Origin of the sequence: Butyricimonas muris (assembly GCF_046365375.1) — a bacterium.
GTDB classification, from domain to species: Bacteria; Bacteroidota; Bacteroidia; order Bacteroidales; family Marinifilaceae; genus Butyricimonas; species Butyricimonas muris.
Genome location: NZ_JBKEIT010000011.1, coordinates 209,907 through 233,625, shown reverse-complemented (window position 1 = coordinate 233,625; position 23,719 = coordinate 209,907). Strand labels below are relative to the sequence as shown.

The window sequence follows — 23,719 nt, the reverse complement described above, 5'->3', positions numbered from 1 at the left end:
TTATAAACCTTATAAACTTTACAGACCAAAGAGCCGAAGGCTCGAAAGCGGCATCCTTTTTGATAAGAATAAAGAAGTTTGAAATTGCTAAATTAACCCTGCCATGTCAGAATCTATAACTTATACGATAATCCAAAGAAAATACAGAGCGTTATTAAAATCTTGTAAAAATCTTGTTTCTGCCGAGGATGTACGGTTGGTACGTAAGGCATTCGACACCGCTATGAGCAGCGAGGTGAACGTGAAAGGAGTGACGGAGGAGGAACTCGTCCGCTTGATGGATATCGGGATGATTATCACGTCCGAGATCGGACTGGGACGTACTTCGATTATCTGTCTGGTGTTGCGGCGGGTGGTGGAGTCCGGGGGATTAAAGATTGAACAGGTGAAAGCCGTTTTTGGTGACAAGGTGGCACAAATCCTGTCCGGATTGCATGATATCAGCCGTATTTATGCCACTCATCGGGTGGTGGATTCCGATAATTTCCGGAAGTTACTGCTAAGTTTTGCCGAGGATGTGCGGGTGCAGTTGATCTTTTTGGCAGAGAAACTGTATGACTTGCGTCATGCCGACGGTTTGCGTCCCGAGCAACAGCGGGAATTGGCTCGCGAAACAAGTTATATCTATATCCCGTTCGCTCACCGGTTGGGATTGTATAATATCAAATCGGAGATGGAGGATCGAGCCTTGCGTTATAGCGAACCGGAGGTGTACAAGGAGATTTCCTTGAAACTGGAAGGCAGCCGGGAGGCACGCGAGAAGTATATTAACGAGTTTATCGCCCCGATTGTCGAGGAGTTCAATAACCGCGGGGTCAAGTTCAAGGTGAAGTGGCGGACGAAGACCATTGCCTCGATTCTGAACAAGATGCGGAAGAAACAGGTGGAGTTCGAGGAAATATACGATATTTTTGCCGTGCGCTTTATCTTGGAGAGTAGCGGGGCGGAGGAGAAGGCGGATTGTTGGCGAGCCTATTCTATCGTGGCGGACAAGTACACGCCCAACCCGCAACGTTTGCGGGATTGGATTTCCGTGCCGAAATCCAACGGGTACGAATCGTTGCAGACGACCGTGCTGGGACCGAAGAATCGTTGGGTGGAGGTGCAGATTCGCACGGAGCGCATGGATGAAGTGGCGGAAAAGGGATTTGCCGCCCACTGGAAATACAAAGGCGGTTCTTCGGACAAGGCGATTGAAGAGTGGCTGACCGAGTTGCGCGAGATACTGGAGAGTTCCGATGTCGGTGCTGTCGATATGCTCGACGATATCAAGATTAATTTGCAGGATAAGGAAGTACACGTGTTCACCCCGGCAGGGGATTTGAAGACATTGCCGGCAGGGGCTACTTTGTTGGACTTCGCTTACGCGATACACACGGGAGTGGGGTCCCGTTGCGTGGGGGGAAAGGTGAACCAGCGGAACGAGACGCTGCGTTACGTGTTGAAGAACGGCGATCAAGTTGCTATTCTTACCTCGAATAATCAGCAGCCGAGTGCCGATTGGTTGAATATAGCGATTACCTCGAAAGCCCGTAATAAAATCCGGCAGTTTCTGACCGAACATTCCCGCGCGCAAGCGACGCTGGGAAAGGAGATGCTGGCTCGCCGTTTTAAAAACTGGAAGTTGGAGTTGACCGACGAGGTAATCCACCGCCTGCAACAACATTATAAATATAAGTTCGCTATTGATCTCTATCAAGCCATTGCCGAGGAGAAACTTGATATGGCGGGAATCAAGGAATTTATTACCAAGCCGAAAGAGGAAGAACGGGCTGCGACCACTCCCCGGGAGGAAGTGCAGGTGATGCCCACCCGCCCGATTAGCGAGGATGTGTTGTTAATCGACCGGAACGTGGATAACGTGGTCTACAAGTTCGCGCAGTGTTGCAACCCCGTGTTCGGTGACGATATTATCGGTTTCGTTTCCATCGGGCAGGGTATCAAGATTCATCGGGCAGAGTGCAAGAACGCCCTCGACCTGCAACGCCGTTATCCTTACCGCATCGTGCAGGCGGCGTGGACAAAGGCGGGCTCAACGTCTTATCAAACCGTTTTGAGTATCGTGGGACGGGAGGATGCCGGGATGGTAACTAAAATTACCGAGGTGATCTCGAAAGACCCGAAGATCAGTTTGCGCGGCTTGTCTATCAATTCGAGTGAAGGGTTGTTTGACGGGCAAATCACCGTGTTGGTAAGTGACACGGATCATCTGGCGCAGTTGATTTCCCGTTTGAAACGGATTCAAGGAGTCATTCGGGTGTATCGTCAAGATTCGGTGAAGGAATAAGCCTGAAAGAATATCTATATTTGTTTTATGGTTGGGCAATCTGTTCTTAACTCTTGCCTAACCTCATGGACGTATCATGGACGTATCATGAACGTAGCATAGACGTAAATTTGCGTTTATGCTATGTTTATGGTGTGTATATACAAGATTTTTGTGGTTAGGCAACGATTATGCAATGAACATTCAAATGTTTACAAGAAGTCATTGTATCTATTTGATAATTTGTTCTTTCGTTAATTTATTTATGAATTAATAAATGATCGTTTAATGACACGGTCAAAAAAAACACTTATGAATAATCGACAAAAAACTAAATATCTAATTGAGAGAACCAAAAAACTAATCAAAAAAGTTTGCGGAAAATAAAAATGATGTATATTTGCATCGCATTAAACGATGGTTTTTTGATATAAAATATTGTTTAGTGAAACAGCTTTCGTGCATCTATAATGAATATCACTGTTTAAGTGGGGTGTGTGGAACACATGGCAATAAATCAGGACCGGTAACAGGGTTAGTGCGCGAAGCGTGTCCGGTCTGCTGATAGAATAAAACAATTACATGATCGAGGAGAAAAAAATACACTGGTATGTCGCTTACACGCGGGTGAATCAAGAATTACTGATCAAGAAGAAATTGGACGAATTGGGAATTGAGAATTTTCTCCCGTTAGAGGAACAGGTGCGGGATACGCCGCTTGGACGGAAGATCATTCGAGTACTTTTGATTCACGGTATGATTTTTATCCGTACGGATAAGGTGACGAGTTTCTCCTTAATTAACGAGCATTCACTAAATATCGTTTACTTGAAAGATTTAGAAGGACGTCGTTCCTTGATCGTTCCCGACAAGCAGATGGAAGATTTCATGTTCCTGCTGGATTTCTCTCCTGATGGTATCGAGATATTGAATAAAGACCTCAAGCGAGGTGATCGGGTTCGGGTTATCAAAGGACCCTTGCAGGGGCTGGTGGGAGAACTGGTGCGCCTGAGGGGACACAAGCGGGTGGTGATTCGTTTGGAGGGAGTGGTATCAATCGCCACGTCTTACATCCCGGGTTCTTTTCTGGAAAGAATAGAGTAAAACAAAAGGATTAATTTAAGATTTATGAATTATGAATTACGATTTATGATTTAAGAAAGTGCCAACAAGTACAATTAAAATCATAAATCTAAAATCGTAAATCAAAAAATACAAATGGAAAAAGGTTTATTTCACAATTTGTACAAGCGATTGGAGGAGCTTGACGTTCGGTCATATCCCCCGGGGCAGTTGTCGGGCTTGTTACACGGTTACCTGACGGTGTATTCTATGGTACGGGTATACCCGTGGTTGGAGAATGATTTCGGCACCCCCGGTGATATTCACGAGCGAGCGAAATCGATCGTTCACTTGTTCCCGAGGCAATTGAGAAACGAGGATGTCCCCGTCGATACCCGTGCCGGTTACGCGGCGGACATGATGGATGTCTATCAGGTGTACTCGGATTTGGGTTACTTGAGAAACGGTTTGGATGCGGCGTACCGGATTTTTGCGGCACGGGGGAATGGTAAGATTGCGTTGCCTTGCCGTACTCCGAATGTTTGTCGTTTATTGTGCAATTGTTACTATTTTGCCGGGGACAAGGAATGTGGAGAACTTGCCGGACGATTGGTAACAGAGGTGTTGGGGTATATGCGGGGCGGAAACCGTGGAATGTTGTTATCTTGGTGGGATGCTATTTGTTTGTATGATGACGTTGTAGGTGCGATGGAGTTGCCGTTGGAAGAACACGGGCGATTCGGGGAAGAGCGTGCGCGTTTGGTTGTCACCGTGAGGCAAGAGGAGGAGGAGATTGTTAAACGATTCCTGCAATCGCGGGAGAATGATTTTGATGTTACAGTAAAAGTGTTTAATATACTTGCAAAGCGGGAGTTCGCCGTTTGCAACGAGAGATATACCGGGTAACGCAACCCCCGGTAACAGCGTCACCCTCGACGGTACTTCATAGGCCGGATCAAGCTATTAATACCGGAGGGGACGCTTCTTTAAACTTTTAGAGAATAAGAAGCCTTATCATTTTATAAATGGAAAATTTGATAAACGAGGTATCCAAGTACTTGGTTGAAAGGAAAAGATACGTGAGTTATAAGGTGATTCTTTTGGCGGATGTTTATTTGTCGCTTACTAGTTCGCTTGTGTCGCTTTTTTTTATTGATAGTTTTATCGCGGATCTGTCTTGGTCGGCTTATGCCACGGTACTGTTTGCGGGAGGGGTGACGACTTTTTTAGTTTTTTGGCTCTCGGGAACGAGTAAGAACATCATCCGTCACGCGTCAATGAAAAGTATGGGGAGATTGTGTTTCGCTATACTTTTGAGCGATATTCTTTTAGGAGGAGTGCTTTTTTTGTCCGGTTGGTGCTTGTTCGGCCATCATCTTTTTGCTTTTTGCTTGCTTGATTTTCTCGTGACAACGGTAGTTTTAAGCGGTTTTCGCGTAACGCTGGTACTGGTTTACGATTACGCGATTTCACGGGATGTTTCGGGTAAAAGCCGTGTATTGGTTTACGGGAGCGGGGATAAAAGTGTTGCACTCAAGAAGCGGATGTACACGAGTAAACACTATCAAGTAGTGGGGTTCGTGAACCCGGAGAGGTACTTGAAGTCCTGCGTGATATCCGATTTGCCGGTTTGTTATTTCGAGGACGAGGAAAATTTTTCCCGTTTCGTGAAGAAATATAACATTAACGCGTTGTTGTATCCCTCGCACGAGGAGGCTCGTCGGGAGGCGGATCGTTTGGTGCGTTTTTGTTCGGATTGCGGATTGAAAAATTTAGTGACGCCTCCGGTTGACGTGCTGGGCGATGGATTGAAGAAGACTATCGTTCGTGAAATACGGGTTGAGGATTTACTGGGGCGTGAAGAGATCAAGATAAACACGCGGGAGTGTGCTGAAAATTTTGCCGGCAAGGTGGTGATGGTCACAGGAGCGGCGGGCAGTATCGGTAGCGAGTTGTGCCGCCAATTGACGATTTTGAGTGTGGGGCATTTGATCCTGTTTGATAACGCGGAAACCCCGATGCACGAGTTCCGCATGGAACTGGAAAGAAATTTTCCGGGTTTGAAGTTTAGCCCTTTTATCGGGGATGTCCGTCAGAAGGAACGTTTGCGAATGGCTTTTGAAAAGTATCGTCCGGCGGTGGTTTTCCATGCCGCGGCTTACAAGCATGTTCCTTTGATGGAGGAGAATCCCTGCGAGGCGGTGCGGGTGAACGTGATTGGGTCGAGGTTGGTAGCGGACTTTTGCGTGGAGTACGGGGTGGAAATGATGGTAATGATTTCGACGGACAAGGCGGTGAACCCGACGAACGTGATGGGAGCCTCGAAGCGATTGGCTGAAATCTACGTGCAGAGTTTAGGGTTGGCGATGGAACGGGGAGAGGTAGAGGGGAAGACACGTTTCGTGACCACTCGTTTCGGGAATGTGCTGGGGAGTAACGGTAGCGTGATCCCGTATTTCAGGAAACAAATCGAGCAAGGCGGTCCGGTAACGGTGACAGACCCGAGAATAACCCGTTACTTTATGACGATCCCCGAAGCTTGTCGGCTGGTGATGGAGGCGGCGGTCATGAGCGCGGGGAACCAGATCTTCGTTTTTGATATGGGTGAACCGGTGAAAATCGTAGACTTGGCGGAAAGGATGATTCGATTAGCCGGGTATATTCCGGGTGAAGATATTAAAATCAAGTTTATCGGGTTGCGTCCCGGGGAGAAACTGTACGAGGAAGTGTTGAGTAACGAGGAGAATACCCTCCCGACGGGACATGCCAAAATTCGGGTAGCGCGGGTGCGTGAATACAAGCGGAACGATATCCTGAAGGTTTACGATAAATTGGCAGAATTGGCCTTGGCGGTAAAGGTGGAGGATACGGTGCGGCTGATGAAACGGGTAGTGCCGGAGTTTAAGTCGAATAATTCGGAGTACGAGAGGTTGGATGTGAAATAGACGAGAGTTGAAAATTGAAAAATTAAGAGATGATAATAGCTGTGGATTTCGACGGTACGATCGTCGAGCATAAATATCCGGCAATCGGTAAGGAGCTTCCTTTCGCCATAGAGACATTAAAAAAGTTACAATCGGAACACCATAAGTTAATCTTATGGAGTGTACGCGAGGGCAAGCTTTTGGATGAGGCTGTTGCCTTCTGCCGTGATCGCGGCTTGGAGTTCTACGCCGTGAACCGTGATTATCCGGAGGAGGAGAAAGAGCAAAACAACCATTTCTCCCGTAAGTTGAAAGTAGACATCTTTATCGATGATCGTAATCTTGGAGGTCTCCCGGATTGGGGTATGATCTACGAGATGGTGAGCAAAAAACTTTCCTATGAGGATTTGATGCGCGAATACGAGTCGGAATACGAACCGAAGAAATCGAAAGGTCTTTTCTCTCGTTTGTTTCGTTAAATCCGCGTCATCTGTGTTCAATGAAATAAAAATGATAACAAAATAATATGAAAATCAAAAGATTACTACTTTTATTGGCTTTACCTCTGTTGGTAGCGAGTTGCACCTCTTACAAGAATGTACCTTACCTCAAGAATCCAGAGGCTGTGAACGATTTTAAGGAGACACTTCCTTTGTATGACGCGAAGATCATGCCGAAAGACTTGTTGTGTATCACGGTCAATACGACAGACCCGAAGGCCGCGACTCCGTTCAACTTGACGGTGCAGACTCCGCTCAATGCGGCTTTGACAAATATCAGTACGACTACGCAACCGACCATGCAGCAATACTTGGTGAATAACAAGGGCGAGATCGATTTCCCTGTTATCGGTCGCTTGGCGGTGGGTGGTCTTACAAAGAACGAGGCCGAGGATTTGATTCGCGAGCGTTTGAAACCTTATTTGAAGGAATCCCCGATCGTTACGGTTCGTATGGCTAATTACAAGATCTCGGTATTGGGTGAGGTAGCCCGTCCGGGTAGCTTCACGATCGGCAACGAGAAGGTGAACGTGCTGGAGGCTTTGGCTATGGCGGGTGATATGACGATCTATGGTGTTCGCGATAACGTGAAGCTAATCCGTGAGGATGTGAACGGCAAGCGTAAGATCATCAACCTGAATTTAAACAATGCCGGAATCGTGACTTCCCCGTATTATTACCTGAAGCAGAACGATATTATTTACGTGACCCCGAACAAAACAAAGGCGAAGAATTCCGATATCGGTAACAGCACGACCCTTTGGGTGAGTTCGATATCGATTCTGGTATCTATCGCCGGTTTATTAGTGAACATACTTAAATAATTGAAAATTGAGAATTGAAAATTAGGAGAGATGGTAGACGAACAGATAAATAGTAATAGGAGCTTGGAGAATGAGGAACAAGAGATTGATTTTCTCGCTCTTTTATTCAAATACCTTTTTTATTGGCGTTGGTTTGTTGCTAGTATATTGATATGTTGTATCGCTACTTACCTGTTTCTGCGTTATCAAACGCCTGTGTATAATATTTCCAGTTCCGTGTTGATAAAGGAGGAGGATAAGCGAAGTGGTTCGGGTAACAATCCATTAGCGGCTATTCAAGATTTGGGCATGTTTTCCATGACAAATAATTTTGATAACGAGGTGGAGATCTTGAAATCCCGTACTTTGATAAAAAAAGTCGTGAATGACTTGAATTTAAATATTCGTGTAGCGAAAAAGCGAGCGTTCGGTTACGCGATTCCTCTTTATAAGAACACTCCGGTGCGGATTTATATGACACCGGAAGAAGCTTCTAAACTGGAGGAACCGATAAAGTTGGAACTCGCCTTTACGAAAGCAGGGAAATTGTCTGTTAAGGCTGAATATGTGCAAGACGGGGAAGATCAAGAGATGGTGCAGGCATTTGACCAATTGCCGGCGGTGTTGCCGACACCCGTGGGCGTTTTAAGCTTTACGCGAGGTGATACCTCGTGTATGGAAGAAGAGGAAATCGCTTTACGTGCGACTATAAACACTCCGATAGAGACCGCTGAGGAGTATATGAAAGATTTGAGTGTGAGTGCCTCTTCCCAGACCACGACCATTGCAAAGATCAGCGTGAAGAATACGGTAAAGGAACGGGGAGTGGATTTTGTTAATCGTTTGGTAGCGTTTTATAATCAAGACGCGAACGACGAGAAAAATGAGGTAGCCCAGAAAACCGCCGAGTTTATCGAGGAACGTATCGGTATCATTAACCATGAGTTGGGTGCGGCGGAGAGCGAGCTCGCGGATTTCAAGCAACGGTCCGGTCTGACTGATTTGACAAATGATGCCCGTTTGGCTTTGCAAGAGAGTTCCAAGTATGAGCAACAACGTGTGGAGAACGCCACGCAAATCCGTTTGGTTCAATATCTGCGTACCTATATCAACGATCCGGTCAACCAAGAAGAGGTCATTCCTGCAAACGTGGGATTGCAAGATCAAAATCTGGCTAGGGTGATTGAGCAATACAACACGATGATCGTCGAGCGTAAACGTTTGTTGCGTACCTCTTCGGAAACCAACCCGGCGGTGATAAACATGAATACGGGAATCGAGGCGATGAGGCGTAGCGTGGAAACAACAGTGAATAGTGTTTTGCAAGGATTGCAAATTGCCCAAAAAGATATAGAGCGTCAAGCGAGTAAATTCGAGAGCCGGATCAGCGACACGCCCAAGCAGGAGAAAGAGTTTATGACGATTTCCCGCCAACAGGAAATCAAGGCAACTCTATATATCATGCTGTTGCAGAAGCGAGAAGAGAATGCGATCACGTTGGCATCCACGGCTAATAATGGTCGTATTGTAGAGGAGCCCTTACCCGGCAAGGAGCCGGTAGCCCCGAGGAAGCTCGTTTTTTTATTGGCAGCTTTGGTGGTCGGCATGATTGTTCCGGTGGGAATCATCTTTATCGTGGAATTATTGAAATATAAGATTGAGAACCGGGGTGATGTAGAGCAATTGACGAATGTTCCTATTCTGGGAGAATTACCGTTAAGCCCTCATAAGTCATCAGATAAAGGTGCTATCGTGGTACGCGAGAATAAGAACGACATGATGGAGGAGACCTTCCGGGGATTGCGAACCAATCTGCTCTTTATGCTACAGAAAAACCAGAAGGTCATACTTTTCTCCTCCACGCAGCCCGGCGAGGGAAAATCTTTTGTGACCGGAAATCTCGCTGTCAGCTTGGCTTTTTTGGGAAAGAAAGTGATAGTGGTTGGTATGGACATCCGTAAGCCCGGCTTGAACAAAGTGTTCGGGCTGTCGAGCAAGAGGGAAGGAATCTCCAATTACTTGATGAACCCGGAAGACACCGATCTTTTCGGGCTCGTGCGGTCCTCCGGCATTCACCCGAACGTGGATATTCTTTTGGGTGGAACAATTCCCCCGAACCCGACGGAGTTGGTAGCCCGTGATGCATTAGAGAAGGCGATAGAACAATTGAAAGCCCGTTATGATTACGTGTTATTAGATACGGCTCCGATTGGAATGGTAACAGATACGGCTATAATAAGCCGTGTAGCCGATATGTGCGTTTATGTTTGCCGTGCGGATGTGACTCCAAAAGCCGCTTTCTGCTACATCAATGTTCTTAAGGACGAGCATAAATTCGATAAGTTGGCAGTTGTGATTAACGGAATCGACTTAAGCAAACGCAAGAACACCTATGGCTACGGTTATGGTAAGAAATACGGTTATGGCTATGGAAAACATTATGGCTATGGTTATGGCTACGGGTATGGTTATGAGTCTCAAAAGAAGTAATAAGAAAATTTTAGAAATTACAAAGAGTCATGAGAAATATACTGTTTAGTCCTCCTGATATAACAGAGATAGAGATCAATGAGGTCGTTGAGGCCTTGAAGTCCGGTTGGATTACTACCGGGTCTAAAACAAAAAAATTAGAACAACTTGTTGCGGAACGTTGTCGTACCCAAAAAGCCGTTTGTTTGAACTCAAATACGGCATGTGCAGAGATGACTTTACGCATATTAGGTGTAGGAGCTGGTGATGAGGTAATAGTTCCTGCCTACACTTATACAGCTACGGCAAGTGTGGTCGAGCATGTGGGGGCAAGATTGGTCATGATAGATTGTGAGCCCGAGAAGTTCACGATGGATTATGAGAGATTAGAAGCTGCTATAACCGAGAGAACAAAAGCTATAATTCCAGTGGATTTGTTCGGTATCCCCTGTGACTATGATACAATTTTTGATATAGTAGAACGGAAAAAGAATTTATTCCAGCCAAGTGATAACTTGATTCAAAAAGCATTGAATCGAGTTATCGTTATGGCTGATGGGGCGCATTCTTTCGGGGCTTCATATAAACAACTCCCAATAGGTTCTGTTGCGGATTTCACGAATTTCTCGTTTCATGCTGTGAAAAACTTGACAACGGCGGAAGGTGGTGCGGTTACATGGAGAGATATTGAAGGGATAGATAATAATGAGTTATATCACCAATACATGTTATTGAGCCTTCACGGTCAGAGTAAAGACGCATTTGCAAAAACGAAGTTAGGTGCGTGGGAATATGATATCATTGGGCCATGGTATAAATGTAATATGACAGATGTTTGTGCCGGCATAGGTTTAGGGCAAATAAGAAGATATGATGGGATTTTGTCCCGCCGAAGAGAAATCATAGACCGTTATAATAAAGGATTAGCAGGTTTACCAGTTACAGTGCTGACACATTATACATCAGATAGGATGTCTTCCGGGCATTTATACGTTATAAATCTGGACGGTAAAGATACCGAACAACGGAACAAATTTATAGAGAGAATGGCAGAATTAGGAGTTGCTACCAATGTGCACTATAAGCCGTTACCTATGCACACCGGATATCAGAAACTTGGATTTAAAATAGAGGACTATCCGAATGCTTATGAGCAATTTAAAAATGTAGTGACGTTGCCGCTTCATACCTGTTTATCGGACGAAGATGTGGATTATGTGATCGAGTGTGTGAAGGAATGTTTAAAATGAAATAAGATATGACATATGAAAAGATTGTATCATATAGTTCGAATCTCTTTGCTGAAAAATGGGTTTCAAAGGGCAAGGTATCTGAAACAGAAAAATATTTTTGCCTTAATAGGTGAGAATTGTTTTTGGCAACCTAGAAATGTTCCTCCAGAAGCAAAACTTATAAAATTGCATGATAATGTAGTGATTGCGTCAGAAGTATTGTTCGTTAATCATGATGTTATTCATTATATGTTAAAAAATATTAACAGGGGGGGTAATTTGAACCTTGGTGCTATAGAAATAGGAAGTAATGTTTTTATAGGAAGTAGAAGTATAATTCTTCCCGATACAAAAATAGAAGATAATGTGATAATAGGTGCTGGTAGTCTTGTTCGAGGAAAAGTGGCAGGAGGAGGCATTTATGCTGGAGTACCCATTAAGCGTATCGGTGAATTTGATGATTTAGCGGCTAAACGTAAAGCGATGCCTGTTGATAAACGTAGGAAGGTTGAGCGATTTGACGATGTTTGGCGTGTATTTAATAATAAATGGGAACGTTCGTAAATTACACAGGCGATTGTTGTTAGTTTGAATTTTATTTTGAAATATGATTAGTGTATTTTGTAGTTGAATTAAATTTTAGGTATGTATGAACGATATATAAAACGAGGAATAGATTTTATTCTTGCGTTGATAGTTTTGCCATTTGTACTATTTGTAATAGTCATAATGACTCCATTTATTCTTATCTCAGCTCCAGGCCCAATATTCTATAGTGGATTAAGAAGGGGACGTAAAGGAATACCTTTCAAAATGTATAAGTTTCGTTCAATGTATGTTAATTCTCCGGATGTAAGGAACGCTGATGGATCTACATTCAATGGACAGGATGATCCTAGAGTGACACCAATAGGTCGGTTTATGCGGAAGACTTCTATTGACGAAATACCACAATTGTTGAATGTCTTAATTGGGGATATGAGTTTTGTCGGACCGAGGCCTACTTTAGCGACGAAATCATTTGATGAGGTTGAAGTCGAAAGAAGAAAACGATATGATGTGAAACCGGGTATTACGGGATATGCCCAAGCTTATTTTAGAAATTCTATTTCTCAAGAAGATAAATTTAGATATGATTTATACTACGTAGATCATGTTTCTTTTAAGTTAGACTTGAAGATTATGTTACAGACTGTGTTTTCTGTGATAAGACGGGAAAATATTTATGTTTCAAGAGAAAAAAATAATGATAATCGATAAAATTAAACAAGAGCTATTTATAAGTGAAACGATTGTTAATTATAGGAGCTTCTATTTTGCAATTACCTGCAATACTGAAGGCTAAAGAAATGGGTTTGTATGTCGGGGTTGCTGATTTTAATCCACAAGCGATTGGTATATCTTATGCCGATGAATACTTTAATGTAAGTACAATTGATGAAGAAGGTGTGTATCTAGCAGCAAAAGAATTTAAAGCGGATGGTATTGTCACACTAGCCACAGACATGCCAATGCGGGCTGTTGCTTATGCCACACATAAACTAGGTCTTGTTGGAATATCATACGATACGGCGATTAAGGCAACTGACAAGGGAGAAATGATAAAAGCTTTTGAACTTGCAGGGGTGGAACATCCATGGTATTATATACTCCGTACACCAGAGGAATTGAGTAAGGTTGTTCAGGAAATTACGTATCCCTGTATCAGCAAGCCTGTAGATAATGCGGGTAGTAGAGGCGTTATTTTAATTGAAAGTTCTAAGGATTTGGAGAATGCGATTCAATATAGTTCTCTAAATGGACGAAATGGAGGAGTGATTGTAGAGGAGTACTTAAAAGGTCGTGAGGTCAGTGTTGAGGTTATGGTTATTAATTGTGATGTCCATATTTTACAAGTTACTGATAAACTGACAACAGGGAGTCCTCATTTTGTCGAGATGGGACACAGTCAGCCTAGTTTATTGGGTAATAAGGATATTTTGGCGATTAAAGACTTGGTAAAGAGAGCTGTGAGATCTATAGGTATTAATAATGGACCGGCTCATGTGGAAATAATGCTAACAGATCGAGGACCGAAAATGATTGAACTTGGAGCCAGGATGGGAGGAGATTGTATTACAACACATTTAGTGCCATTGTCTACGGGTATTGATATGGTGAAGGCTACGATACAAATAGCGTTGGGAGAGAAATCTTCTATTGCTCCAAAATTTGATAAAGGGGCGGCGATACGTTATCTAAAAGAGACAGAAGGTATTATTAAAAATATTTCGGGTGTTGATATAGTAAATAAAATGGATGGTATTAAGCAAGTTGTGTTGACTAAAACCGTAGGTGATATCGTTGGTCAAATTAGTAGTAGTGTAGATCGTGTAGGGTATGTAATTGCTCAAGCGAATACAGTTCAAGCTGCTATCGACCTCTGTGAAAATGCCATGAAACAGATCTATATTACTACAGAGTAATAATAAAAACTTGAATATTGTTATGGAATTGAAAGGGAAACGTCTTTTATATATAGGTGGAAGTGCTTCAATAAATGATATTGCATACTATACTAAGAGCCATGGCATAAAGTTACTTGTCGCAGGGAAATTTATATCACAAGATATACGTTCTTTAACAGATGAACAATATATTATTGATGTTTGTGATAGAGAATGTTTGAGGAAACTACTGGTAGAGCGGGCTGTTGATGGTATATTGGTTATCGGAAATGAGGATATTATAACTAGTGTGATTGATGTGGCTGAGGGCATAGGGCTTGATTTCTATGTGAAACGTGATCAATGGAATGAATTGCAGGATAAAAAGAATTTCAAAAAGAATTGTATAAAGTATGGTATTCCTATTGTGGAGACGTACGAACTGACAAGTGATTTTCATTCAGATCAAATACCTCAGAGTGCTTATCCGGTTATTTTGAAGCCGGCTGATAGTTGTGGGTCAAAAGGAATCTCGATATGTAATTCTGGAAATGAATTGAAACAAGCGATTCAGAAGGCCAAATTATATTCAAGAACAAATCGATTCTTATGTGAAAAATATATGGATTGTCCAGAGATTACCATTAAATATTTATTTGATCGTGGAAATATGTATGTGTGGGAAATAAATGATCGATTTGTTAATAGAGAACAGAAGAATGTGGGGGCAATAGCTGATTGTACTATATATCCATCAAAACACGTGAAGCTATATTTTGAAACGATGCATCCGAAAATGATCAAAATGCTTAAAGATTTTAATTTTTATAATGGAACGATGTTTGTACAAGCATTTGTTGATGGAGAAGTTATTCGGCCTTATGATCCCGGGATTAGGTTTTCAGGAGGATTATCCTATTTTATCACAAAGCATGTTTTTGATGTAAATCCATTGGAGTTGATGATAAATACGTCACTTGTTGGACGAATGTGTTTAGGAGATGAAAATCTTATTGAACGAATAAGTGTAGATATGAATGGTCGTTTCTTAGCCAATTATTCAATTTTAGCAAAGAGAGGAACTATTGCTAAAATTGAAGGTCTGGATCGTGTTGCAAAAATGCCAGAGGTGTTTAGAATGCTACAGTTACTTCATGTAGGAGATGAGGTTAAAATGATAGGTACTTTGCAACAGGTTTTTGCAAGATTTCATATAGAAGCCAAGAATAGAGAAGAGTTGAATAGGGTGATAAATGAAATATATAGCACAGTTCAGCTAAAAGATACAGAAGGAGAAGATATGAAGCTCTGTCAAAAAATCAGTATATTATAAGTAGGTTTAGATATGGAGGGATATACTGATGTCTTAGTTGATTTTGTTGTTGCGCTTAAATATGAGGATTTACCGCATGGTGTCATTGAACAGACTAAATTGTTTATAGCTGATTATTATGCAGCAAGTATAGCAGGATATAGAGTTAATAAGCAGTTTAATAGGGTGGCAATGTCTATTATAAAAGAAGAGGGAGGAGCAGAACAAGCGTCAATATTATTTGAGAAGAAAAAATATCCAGTGGGTAATGCCGCTTTTATGAATGCGGCTTATGCACATGGCGCAGATATGGATGATGGCAATCGAAAATCAGCGGGTCATATAGGGACTCATGTAATATCTGCCGTTTTTGCGTTGGGAGAGAAGCTAGGTGTAGCATGGAAGGATATTATTGTTGCCATAAATGTAGGATATGAATTTTTTAATAGAATAGCGGGTGCTGCCCAGCCAGGACTTTATAACAAGGGTTTTCATTCTACAGGGATTGCTGGTGCGATGGCTTGTGGAGCTGCTTGTGCTAAACTAATGAGGTTAGATAGATGCGGGGTCTATAATAGTGTATCTTTAGCAGCGATTCAGTCTAGTGGTTTGATTATTATAGATGAAAGTGGACAAAGTTGTAAGCCGATTAATCCTGCAAATGCGGCAAGGATAGGTATCCTTTCTGCTTTAATGGCAGAAAAGGGATTATTGAGTTCTCGAAATCCATTGGAGAGTAAAAAGGGGTGGTTTCATGCTTTTACAGATCATGTTGATGAAACGATCCTTTTGAGAGGTCTTGGTGTTGATTTTACTATTGGTGAAAGTTATTTGAAGTTATATCCAACATGCCGTCACACACATTGTTGCATTGACGGTGTTCTGAAAATTCGGGAACGGATGAATGATAAGAATACTTTTTTACCTAAGATTATAGAGAAAATTGAAGTGTATATTTATCCAAGTGCGATTAAGTCAGCGGGAATAATTAGGAATCCTCGTTCACAGGAAGAGGCGAAATTCTCAATTTATTATGCGATAGCTGTAGCATTCAGCAATGGAGATTTCTCCATAGAGGATCTTCAGGTTGAAAAAGCGGATTCTGTAATAAATAATTTGTTAGCGAAAATAGAATTAGTACCAGAGCCTTTGATGGAAGATAGAGCGTGTGGGATTAGGGGAGCTCGAATAAAAGTTGTATTGTGTGATGGAGAAATTTTAGAGGAAACGATATTAATACCGAAAGGGGAAGGAATAGGAGCGCTTGATTGGAATGATCTACAAATTAAAATGCACGCATGTTCATATGGAGTTGTCTCTAAAGAAACGTCTAATCGATTGATAAATAGGTGTATGAATGTTGATGTTAATGAAACTTTCGGATCGGTTATGTCATTTTTCGATAAGGATTTGCGATTGTTGGGTTATAAAGATCAACATGATTGTTAATGAGTAAAAGTAAGTAGATATGTCTAAAGTCTCGATTATTATCCCTGTATATAATGCGGAAAAAACACTTTGTAGGTGTCTTGACAGTTTAGTTGCACAGACTTATGAAGATATAGAGATAATTTTAGTAAATGATGGCTCTGTTGATAGTAGCCGGAATATTTGTGAAACATATAAAGATAAATTCTCTCAAATTTTATTGATTAATCAGAAAAACGCTGGACCTGCTACAGCTCGTAATGCTGGAATAGATTGTGCAAGTGGTAAATACATTTCTTTCGTGGACGCAGATGATTATGTTGAATGTAATATGATTGAAGAAATGGTTTGTGCTGCGGAAACTAGTCATGCGGAAATGGTTATCTGTGGGTATAATCAAGAGCATTCAGGCATTATTGTAAAACATGAATATAAATATGATTCTGGATTATATGTAGGGGAAGAAGCCAAGAAAATAGCAATAGATTTGATTAGTGATGTATCTACTAAAAGAATACCTCCTTATTCATGGGTAAGAATGATATTAAAAGATTCTTTGGAAAATCCTAAAATTCGATATGCAGAAGGGATGATTCGGAGTGAAGATTACTATTTGTTTGTACAGCTTCATTTCCGTGTAAAGAGATTGTATTTATTGGCAGATAAACCTCTTTATCATTATATGGAAATAGACAATTCTGTAACTCATAGATATGTTCCAAACTATTGGGCTTCAGTGAAAGAAATATATTGTGGATTGTTAGAAAAACTTCCTGATGATGAGGAAATTAAGAAACGATTAGGAGTGATGCTTACGCAGCGTTCTTTGGTTGCTTTAAATAATGTATCCAAAAAGAAAAGTAAGGATATGTTAAGAAAAGAGTTGTATGAGATAGTTTTGGATGAAGATTTGAATTTTGTTATTTCTAGGATGAATGATACCTCATATTTGAAATCTTATGTTTGGTTAATGAGTAATCATATATATTTCATTATATATTGGAGGTATTTGTTGAAGTTTTATGGAAGTAAAATATTTTCATAATTTTAATTAAGTGGAAATGATAAAAGTAGACAGGGTGAAATTTAATACTATATTTCGATTTAGCTTAGCATTCTCTTTAATTTCGATATATATTCTTGCCGTAAAAGATTATTCAGTAGTAATAATTCTTCCTTGCATGGTGTTTCTATTAGGTATGTATTTTTGTGTCAAGAATATTTACAATAATATTTTTTTATTTTCATTTTTAATTTGTTTCTTCACTTTCCTATTAGGTGGACAGTTACTCGATAAATTCATTAATGTGTATGGTTACGATTTTTCAGAAGATATAGAATTACATACTGATTTAGTTTTATTGATTGGGCTGACAGGGTTGATGTTTGGATATTTTTTGGCAGATAAAACAAAAGAAAATAGGCATGTTTTTAGTGCTGTGGATTATAATAGCACTTATTACGTGAACGTAAGAACTGTTAGTAAATATTTATTTTTTGTGTCATATGCATTATGGATACTTATCTTGTTAGATAATATTCTCTATGTTGTTCAATATGGATATATTAGTTACTATTTATCATATTCGAGTAGAGTGCCTGCTCTTATAAGAGTGTTTGGTTATATGGCTCCATCAGCATTCTTTTTGTATCTTGCAACAATGCCTGCCAAAAGAGAAGCTAAAATAGTTATTATTATGTACTCTTTTTACCTATTATTGTCGCTAGGAACAGGGAGACGAATTTATTTTATGACAGGAATCTTGATCATATTTGCTTATATGATGCTACGAAATGTTGTTAATCCTGAAAGAAAGCCTTGGATTAGTAAAAAACAGTTAATTTATATAGGTGCATCAATTCCTATATTGTTAATGTCTATGTATTTATTTGAATATATTAGATCAGAACATGTGGTGGGTACAGCTTCTGCATATTCCCCTTTACTAGGTTTTTTTGTTCGCCAAGGAACCTCTATAAATGTTATCAAATATACAGAATTATTTGAGGCAAGGCTAGATCCTGATGCTTATTATTCATTATATAATACTTTAAAGTGGTTACAAGATAGTTGGATTGATCATCTATTGAATTTAAATTTGAACTTTGAATTTGGACGGCAATCATTGGAAACTGCAATGTCTGGAACGTATCTTGCTGATTTCGTGTCGTATAATGCTAATCCGGCTATCTATTTGACGGGTATGGGATATGGTTCCTGTTATATAGAGGAATTATATGTTGATTTTGGTTATATCGGAGTATTCTTAGGTAATGTTATATATGGTATTCTGTTGTGTGTGTTATTAAAAAATGCGATAAATAGAGGAAATATATGGAGGATTGCGATTGGATTGTTTATGATAGATGCAATATTTAAAGCTCCAAGAGCTACATTCGATGCTTTTTGGGGACAGTTTTTGTATTTTAATTCGTGGGGGCCATTTTTGCTGATCTTTATTTTTGTTAATGTTTACATGACAAAGAATAATAGATATGTGAGATAGCTTGTTATAAACTCTATTTAGTGTAATGGTAGTAGGTTCTAATAGTATTTCCAAAAATAATAAACGTATCGCTAAAAATACATTTTTCTTATATATCCGGACGTTTCTGATAATGTTAGTGTCCCTTTACACCTCACGTGTGGTGTTGAGAGTGCTGGGTGTTGAGGATTTTGGAATATATAACGTGGTTGGAGGTATAGTAGCGATGTTAAATATTATTGTAAATACTTTATCCAGAGCTAGTACTCGTTTTATTACCTTTGCTTTGGGAAAAGGCGATGAGGAAGAATTGAAACAAGTCTTTTCAACCGTGATTTGTGTTCATCTTCTTTTGGCCGGACTTCTTGTTCTTGTAGGGGAAACTGTTGGTTTGTGGTTTGTATGTAATAAATTGGTTATACCGGCAGAAAGAATGACCGCTGCTTTATGGGTGTATCATAGTTCTATTTTAATTGCAGTTATCACTTTTGTAAATATACCGTATAATGCTTTGATAATTGCGCATGAGCGGATGGGTGCTTTTGCTTATATTTCTATAATAGAGGTGTTTTTGAAGTTGTTAATAGCATGGGCTTTGATTTATACGGCTCAGGATAAATTGATCGCATATGCCGTACTTCTATTTGTCGTTCAACTTTTAATACGGATAGTATATGGCTATTATTGTTCTACTCATTTCCCGGAGTGCAAGGTTAAGTTGGTTTGGAATGTACAATGGGTAAAAAAGATCTTTGCTTACGTGGGATGGACATTAAATGGGAGTTTTGCGATTGTGGGATATACGCAGGGTATTAATATACTCTTAAATCTTTTTTTTGGCCCTGTAGTCAATGCAGCACGAGCTATTGCTATTCAAGTAGAAGCCGCTGTTGTTGCTTTTGTGCAGAATTTTCAAACAGCGGTAAGACCTCAGATTGTAAAATCATATGCCGTATCTGATATGTTGTATATGCATAAATTGATTATGATGTCTTCAAAGTATGGTTTTTTTTTGATGCTATTAATCGTTTTGCCACTTACATTGTGCATAAATCCAATATTAAAGATATGGTTAGAAGATGTGCCTGAATATACTGCCGGTTTTGTACGTATAATGTTTGCTGTTGCACTGTTATGGCCTTTACGCGGTGCAATGATTGATGCAATTCATGCGACGGGGGATATAAAGAGGTTTCAAATATATGAAGGGACTTTTCTTTTATTGACTGTTCCTATTGCTTATCTGGCATTGAAATTTTATCATATTTCTCCAGAAATGGTCATGTGTATCTACCTTTTTGTTGAACTTTTAACACAGGGCATACGAATTTGGATTGTTTTGAGTAAAATATCTATTTCCTATCGTTGTTATTTTAGAGAAGTCTTATATCCGATTGGTATATCTTCTTTGTTTGCTTTTATTCCACTCTTCTTGATTCGTATGACAGAAAACGAGGAATTTTCTAAAGTTGTGCTTTATATGGCTACGTCTTTTTTTTACGCATTGATGTGCATATTGATTTTTGGAATGAAACGGACGGAGCGGATTTGGGCATTTAATTATATTAAAAAATTAGTATAGATATTTATAAGGAAAGTGACTTTCTGGTGATGAAGTGTATCAGTTGGTTAATACTGAAGGAACGAAAGTTCGGAAGGTTATGAAAATCATAAAAGGAGGTATAAAATGAAGTTAGTACTTGGAACAATGACATTCGGAGAGTCCGTATTTGCTCCGAATGTGGGTGAGTTTGTTGAGATGTTTCTGGATGCGGGATATGAGGAGCTTGATACGGCATACGTCTACAACGAAGGGAAGTGTGAAAAGCTGTTGGGAGAGGTTCTGCCTAGACTCCGCAACCCGTATAAAATTTCAACAAAAGTGAATCCTCGGATTACCGGTAAGTTGGACGGAGAAGCTGCCTATATTCAATTGAACGAGTCGTTGAAAAGATTAGGGGTTCCTGCAGTAGATACTTTCTATCTTCATTTCCCCGATCCTGCAACATCGGTGGAAAACGTTTTGGAGGCCTGTAATAATCTCTATCGAGAAGGAAAATTCAGAGAGTTGGGACTTTCCAATTTTCCCGCATGGATGGTTGCGGATGTATGGCGGATATGCGATAAAAACGGTTGGGTATCGCCGACCGTGTTCGAGGGCATTTACAACCCTTTGACCAGAAAAGCGGAAACTGAATTGAACGCATGCCTGCATCATTTTGGAATACGCTTCTATGCCTATAATCCGATGGCAGGTGGATTGCTCACGGGACGTTATGGAAGATATGAAGACACTCCGACAGATGGGCGCTTCACTCATCGTCCTAACTATCAGAAGCGTTACTGGAAAAAGAGCTATTTTGACGCTGTAGAAATTATCAAATCATCCTGTGAGAAAGAGGGTATTACTATTATTGAAGCAACTTATCGTTGGCTTGCTTATCATTCTATGTTGAGTGCAGAACGCGGAGACGCGATTATTATAGGTGCATCCAAGTTGAATCATTTGAAACAGAATATGGAAACGGTGAAAGCGGGTTCCTTGCCGGATTCTATTGTAGATGCCTTTGAAAAAGCGTGGCAGACCAGTAAGGCGGACAGTCCCGAATACTTCACTTTGTATAAAGGTAAAGGCTCTGTAGGAGGAGAGAAAAAATAATGTTGAATCAAGAAAGAGTATTTGAAGAGTTAGCAAAGCATGGTGTTACTTTCTTCACAGGTGTGCCGGATTCTTATTTGAACGGTTTTTGCAACTATGCCCTAAATAATTGTGGAAGCAGGAATATTATTGCTGCCAATGAAGGGAATGCGGTTGGTATTGCCTCCGGGCATTATTTCGCAAGTAAAGAGATTTCGCTTGTCTATATGCAGAACAGTGGGCTGGGAAATACGGTGAATCCTCTGGCAAGTCTTGTGGATAAGGATGTGTATGCTGTTCCCATGCTTTTGCTCGTCGGCTGGCGTGGGCAGGGAAACACTGAGCCGAATCATCCGCAGCATAAATTACAGGGGGAGATTACACCTGAACTGCTGGAAATCATGCATATCCCTTACACCATCCTTGAGGATGATGATGATAAGTTTGCTAAGACTGTGGAGAAAGCGGTCAAATATTGTAAGGAAACTCGACAGCCTTACGGTTTGATTGCACCGAAGGGTGTCATGGCGGCGAGCGATAAGCCGAATAACGTGGACAATACTTATCCGATGAGCAGGGAAGAGGCAATGGAAATCATTTTGAACAATATGCCGGGAGATGCCATCTATTCTGCAACGACAGGAAGAGCAACCAGAGAACTGTTTTTCTTGCGAGAAAAGAGATGCGAAACAAAAGAGCATGATTTTCTGAATGTCGGTTCTATGGGGCACGTGAGTTCTGTTGCGCTTGGGATTGCATTGGAGAAACCCGGACGGAAAGTTGTTGCTTTGGATGGTGATAGCGCCTGCATGATGCATATGGGTGCGATGACAATGGTCTGCAAACTTGATGTTCCAAACTTTATGCATATTGTATTGAATAATGGAGCGCATGAATCTGTGGGAGGACAACCATCTGCCGGTCATAAGGTTGACTTTACAAAAATAGCGGAAGCGTGTGGTTATGCGACAGTCGGACATTCTGTAACAACGGAAGTGGAATTGGTGGAGGCTTTGGATGTTCTACGTGATTGTGGTAAAGCATCTTTCATTGACTGTCGAATTCATAAGGGGTTGAGTAGGAAATTGCCTCCGATTGTATTTGACCACCGGGAAGTGATTGATGCTCTGATAGATGATCTGAATAAATGAAGAATTACAGTGAGAAATAAAATAGAGTCCCGTTTTAATCGGGAGAAAGAAATGTGATTATGAACAGTATGGAAAAAACAAGAGAATTTCTGAAGTCAATCGGGCTTCCTGGAGGGGATGCATATGATTTGCCGACTTCTGAAAAACGTTTCGTTGATGGCGGACAATACCGCTTTGAAGTCCCCGGGATTCAAGGCCCGAAGGTAATGCAGGCTCTTCTGGAGGCGATGGATGGGTACGGGCTGTATCTGCACCGTGTAACACAGACACAGGGTATTATGCGTTTAACTGATGAGGAAATCTGTAAGATGGTGGAGCTTGCTCACAAATGGCAGACCGATCTGATTCTTGCCATCGGTCCTCGAGCAACCACGGATACATCAGCATCGGTGCATACGGAGGAAGGTGTGCGTATGGGGTATCGTCTGCGTGGTCAGGAGCAGATTGTCCGTGCCATAGAGGATGTGAAACGCGCCGCCCGTCTAGGATGCCGCGGTTTCTTGGTTTATGATGAAGGATGCTTGTGGGTATTGAACGAAATGCGCAAAGCGGGAGAGATTCCCGCAGACTGTCACTTTAAGATATCTGCCCATACGGGACACGGAAATCCCTGTTCCGCAAAACTGTTGGAGAGTATTGGTGCAGACTCTATAAATCCTGTTCGTGACATCCAGCTCCAAATGTTGGCTGCTATGCGCCAGGCGGTGGACTGCCCAATCGACATTCATACCGAAAATCCGAAGTCCACAGGTGGTTTTATCCGTCATTATGAGGTACCGGAAATGATCCGTATTGCCGCACCGATTTACCTTAAGACCGGAGGTTCCGTGGCTGCGACTCATAGTTGGAACAGTACCGAGGATGATGCGCGTAAGCGTGCAAAACAGTGCAGTCTAGTGAAGCGCATGATTGATGAGTATTATCCGGAAGCAGTTTGGTCTCCGAGAGGTAGTCTGCTTTAAGATTGAGTTCTGATAGATTGAAAAGTCTGCATACATTGTCCGGAATCAATGTCAAAACAT

At 41.2% G+C, this 23,719-nt stretch carries 19 protein-coding genes; all 19 read left to right on the top strand.

Features of this window, described 5'->3' with window-relative positions; genetic code table 11:
• Window positions 1-103: 103 nt before the first annotated feature.
• The 19 genes from ACK8P8_RS17945 (at window position 104) to ACK8P8_RS17855 (ending at window position 23,659) form a co-directional block, all read left to right on the top strand.
• Complete coding sequence (locus ACK8P8_RS17945; RefSeq protein ID WP_227217784.1) at window positions 104-2,287, top strand: RelA/SpoT family protein; 2,184 nt, start codon at window positions 104-106, stop codon at window positions 2,285-2,287.
• 561 nt (window positions 2,288-2,848) lie between these two features.
• Complete coding sequence (locus ACK8P8_RS17940; RefSeq protein WP_186976419.1) at window positions 2,849-3,370, top strand: UpxY family transcription antiterminator; 522 nt, start codon at window positions 2,849-2,851, stop codon at window positions 3,368-3,370.
• A 114-nt stretch (window positions 3,371-3,484) separates the two neighbouring features.
• Window positions 3,485-4,234, top strand: coding sequence for a hypothetical protein (locus tag ACK8P8_RS17935; protein WP_369858777.1), 750 nt, complete (start codon window positions 3,485-3,487; stop codon window positions 4,232-4,234).
• 119 nt (window positions 4,235-4,353) lie between these two features.
• Window positions 4,354-6,273: a polysaccharide biosynthesis protein gene (locus ACK8P8_RS17930; RefSeq protein WP_369858776.1), complete on the top strand. Its 1,920-nt coding sequence runs from the start codon at window positions 4,354-4,356 to the stop codon at window positions 6,271-6,273.
• 29 nt (window positions 6,274-6,302) lie between these two features.
• Window positions 6,303-6,731, top strand: a complete 429-nt coding sequence (locus tag ACK8P8_RS17925) for a BT0820 family HAD-type phosphatase (protein WP_099293435.1) — start codon at window positions 6,303-6,305, stop codon at window positions 6,729-6,731.
• Between the two features lie 47 nt (window positions 6,732-6,778).
• On the top strand, window positions 6,779-7,576 hold the full coding sequence (locus ACK8P8_RS17920; protein WP_186976425.1) for a polysaccharide biosynthesis/export family protein: 798 nt from the start codon (window positions 6,779-6,781) through the stop codon (window positions 7,574-7,576).
• Between the two features lie 30 nt (window positions 7,577-7,606).
• The gene (locus ACK8P8_RS17915) at window positions 7,607-10,045 is read left to right on the top strand and encodes a GumC family protein (RefSeq protein ID WP_369858775.1); all 2,439 of its coding nucleotides are present in this window, start codon (window positions 7,607-7,609) and stop codon (window positions 10,043-10,045) included.
• A 29-nt stretch (window positions 10,046-10,074) separates the two neighbouring features.
• Window positions 10,075-11,274, top strand: a complete 1,200-nt coding sequence (locus ACK8P8_RS17910; RefSeq protein ID WP_227217780.1) for a DegT/DnrJ/EryC1/StrS family aminotransferase — start codon at window positions 10,075-10,077, stop codon at window positions 11,272-11,274.
• A 15-nt stretch (window positions 11,275-11,289) separates the two neighbouring features.
• The gene (locus ACK8P8_RS17905; RefSeq protein ID WP_410026115.1) at window positions 11,290-11,820 is read left to right on the top strand and encodes an acyltransferase; all 531 of its coding nucleotides are present in this window, start codon (window positions 11,290-11,292) and stop codon (window positions 11,818-11,820) included.
• Between the two features lie 81 nt (window positions 11,821-11,901).
• On the top strand, window positions 11,902-12,516 hold the full coding sequence (locus ACK8P8_RS17900) for a sugar transferase (protein WP_227217777.1): 615 nt from the start codon (window positions 11,902-11,904) through the stop codon (window positions 12,514-12,516).
• A 23-nt stretch (window positions 12,517-12,539) separates the two neighbouring features.
• Entirely contained in the window at window positions 12,540-13,721 is a 1,182-nt protein-coding gene (locus ACK8P8_RS17895; protein WP_227217776.1) for an ATP-grasp domain-containing protein, read from the top strand.
• A 22-nt stretch (window positions 13,722-13,743) separates the two neighbouring features.
• Window positions 13,744-15,015 carry an ATP-binding protein gene (locus ACK8P8_RS17890; protein ID WP_369858774.1) on the top strand — a complete coding sequence of 424 codons (1,272 nt, stop codon included), beginning with the start codon at window positions 13,744-13,746 and terminating at the stop codon, window positions 15,013-15,015.
• 12 nt (window positions 15,016-15,027) lie between these two features.
• Window positions 15,028-16,443, top strand: a complete 1,416-nt coding sequence (locus ACK8P8_RS17885) for an MmgE/PrpD family protein (RefSeq protein ID WP_227217774.1) — start codon at window positions 15,028-15,030, stop codon at window positions 16,441-16,443.
• A gap of 19 nt (window positions 16,444-16,462) precedes the next feature.
• The gene (locus tag ACK8P8_RS17880; RefSeq protein ID WP_227217773.1) at window positions 16,463-17,467 is read left to right on the top strand and encodes a glycosyltransferase family 2 protein; all 1,005 of its coding nucleotides are present in this window, start codon (window positions 16,463-16,465) and stop codon (window positions 17,465-17,467) included.
• A 16-nt stretch (window positions 17,468-17,483) separates the two neighbouring features.
• A complete protein-coding gene (locus ACK8P8_RS17875) occupies window positions 17,484-18,929 on the top strand; it encodes an O-antigen polysaccharide polymerase Wzy family protein (RefSeq protein WP_227217772.1) in 1,446 nt (481 codons plus the stop codon).
• A gap of 25 nt (window positions 18,930-18,954) precedes the next feature.
• Window positions 18,955-20,490 carry an oligosaccharide flippase family protein gene (locus ACK8P8_RS17870; RefSeq protein WP_227217771.1) on the top strand — a complete coding sequence of 512 codons (1,536 nt, stop codon included), beginning with the start codon at window positions 18,955-18,957 and terminating at the stop codon, window positions 20,488-20,490.
• A gap of 105 nt (window positions 20,491-20,595) precedes the next feature.
• A complete protein-coding gene (locus ACK8P8_RS17865; protein ID WP_227217770.1) occupies window positions 20,596-21,567 on the top strand; it encodes an aldo/keto reductase family protein in 972 nt (323 codons plus the stop codon).
• The gene (aepY, locus tag ACK8P8_RS17860) at window positions 21,567-22,697 is read left to right on the top strand and encodes a phosphonopyruvate decarboxylase (protein WP_227217769.1); all 1,131 of its coding nucleotides are present in this window, start codon (window positions 21,567-21,569) and stop codon (window positions 22,695-22,697) included. The genes ACK8P8_RS17865 and aepY overlap by 1 nt, the downstream gene beginning before the upstream one ends.
• Window positions 22,698-22,756: 59 nt before the next feature.
• Window positions 22,757-23,659, top strand: coding sequence for a peptidase (locus tag ACK8P8_RS17855; RefSeq protein ID WP_227217768.1), 903 nt, complete (start codon window positions 22,757-22,759; stop codon window positions 23,657-23,659).
• Window positions 23,660-23,719: the final 60 nt, after the last annotated feature.

Coding starts and splice junctions, on each gene's coding strand:
- ACK8P8_RS17945 (WP_227217784.1), top strand. CDS start 104: ATGTCAGAATCTATAACTTATACGATAATCCAAAGAAAATACAGAGCG.
- ACK8P8_RS17940 (WP_186976419.1), top strand. CDS start 2,849: ATGATCGAGGAGAAAAAAATACACTGGTATGTCGCTTACACGCGGGTG.
- ACK8P8_RS17935 (WP_369858777.1), top strand. CDS start 3,485: ATGGAAAAAGGTTTATTTCACAATTTGTACAAGCGATTGGAGGAGCTT.
- ACK8P8_RS17930 (WP_369858776.1), top strand. CDS start 4,354: ATGGAAAATTTGATAAACGAGGTATCCAAGTACTTGGTTGAAAGGAAA.
- ACK8P8_RS17925 (WP_099293435.1), top strand. CDS start 6,303: ATGATAATAGCTGTGGATTTCGACGGTACGATCGTCGAGCATAAATAT.
- ACK8P8_RS17920 (WP_186976425.1), top strand. CDS start 6,779: ATGAAAATCAAAAGATTACTACTTTTATTGGCTTTACCTCTGTTGGTA.
- ACK8P8_RS17915 (WP_369858775.1), top strand. CDS start 7,607: ATGGTAGACGAACAGATAAATAGTAATAGGAGCTTGGAGAATGAGGAA.
- ACK8P8_RS17910 (WP_227217780.1), top strand. CDS start 10,075: ATGAGAAATATACTGTTTAGTCCTCCTGATATAACAGAGATAGAGATC.
- ACK8P8_RS17905 (WP_410026115.1), top strand. CDS start 11,290: ATGAAAAGATTGTATCATATAGTTCGAATCTCTTTGCTGAAAAATGGG.
- ACK8P8_RS17900 (WP_227217777.1), top strand. CDS start 11,902: ATGTATGAACGATATATAAAACGAGGAATAGATTTTATTCTTGCGTTG.
- ACK8P8_RS17890 (WP_369858774.1), top strand. CDS start 13,744: ATGGAATTGAAAGGGAAACGTCTTTTATATATAGGTGGAAGTGCTTCA.
- ACK8P8_RS17885 (WP_227217774.1), top strand. CDS start 15,028: ATGGAGGGATATACTGATGTCTTAGTTGATTTTGTTGTTGCGCTTAAA.
- ACK8P8_RS17880 (WP_227217773.1), top strand. CDS start 16,463: ATGTCTAAAGTCTCGATTATTATCCCTGTATATAATGCGGAAAAAACA.
- ACK8P8_RS17875 (WP_227217772.1), top strand. CDS start 17,484: ATGATAAAAGTAGACAGGGTGAAATTTAATACTATATTTCGATTTAGC.
- ACK8P8_RS17870 (WP_227217771.1), top strand. CDS start 18,955: ATGGTAGTAGGTTCTAATAGTATTTCCAAAAATAATAAACGTATCGCT.
- ACK8P8_RS17865 (WP_227217770.1), top strand. CDS start 20,596: ATGAAGTTAGTACTTGGAACAATGACATTCGGAGAGTCCGTATTTGCT.
- aepY (WP_227217769.1), top strand. CDS start 21,567: ATGTTGAATCAAGAAAGAGTATTTGAAGAGTTAGCAAAGCATGGTGTT.
- ACK8P8_RS17855 (WP_227217768.1), top strand. CDS start 22,757: ATGAACAGTATGGAAAAAACAAGAGAATTTCTGAAGTCAATCGGGCTT.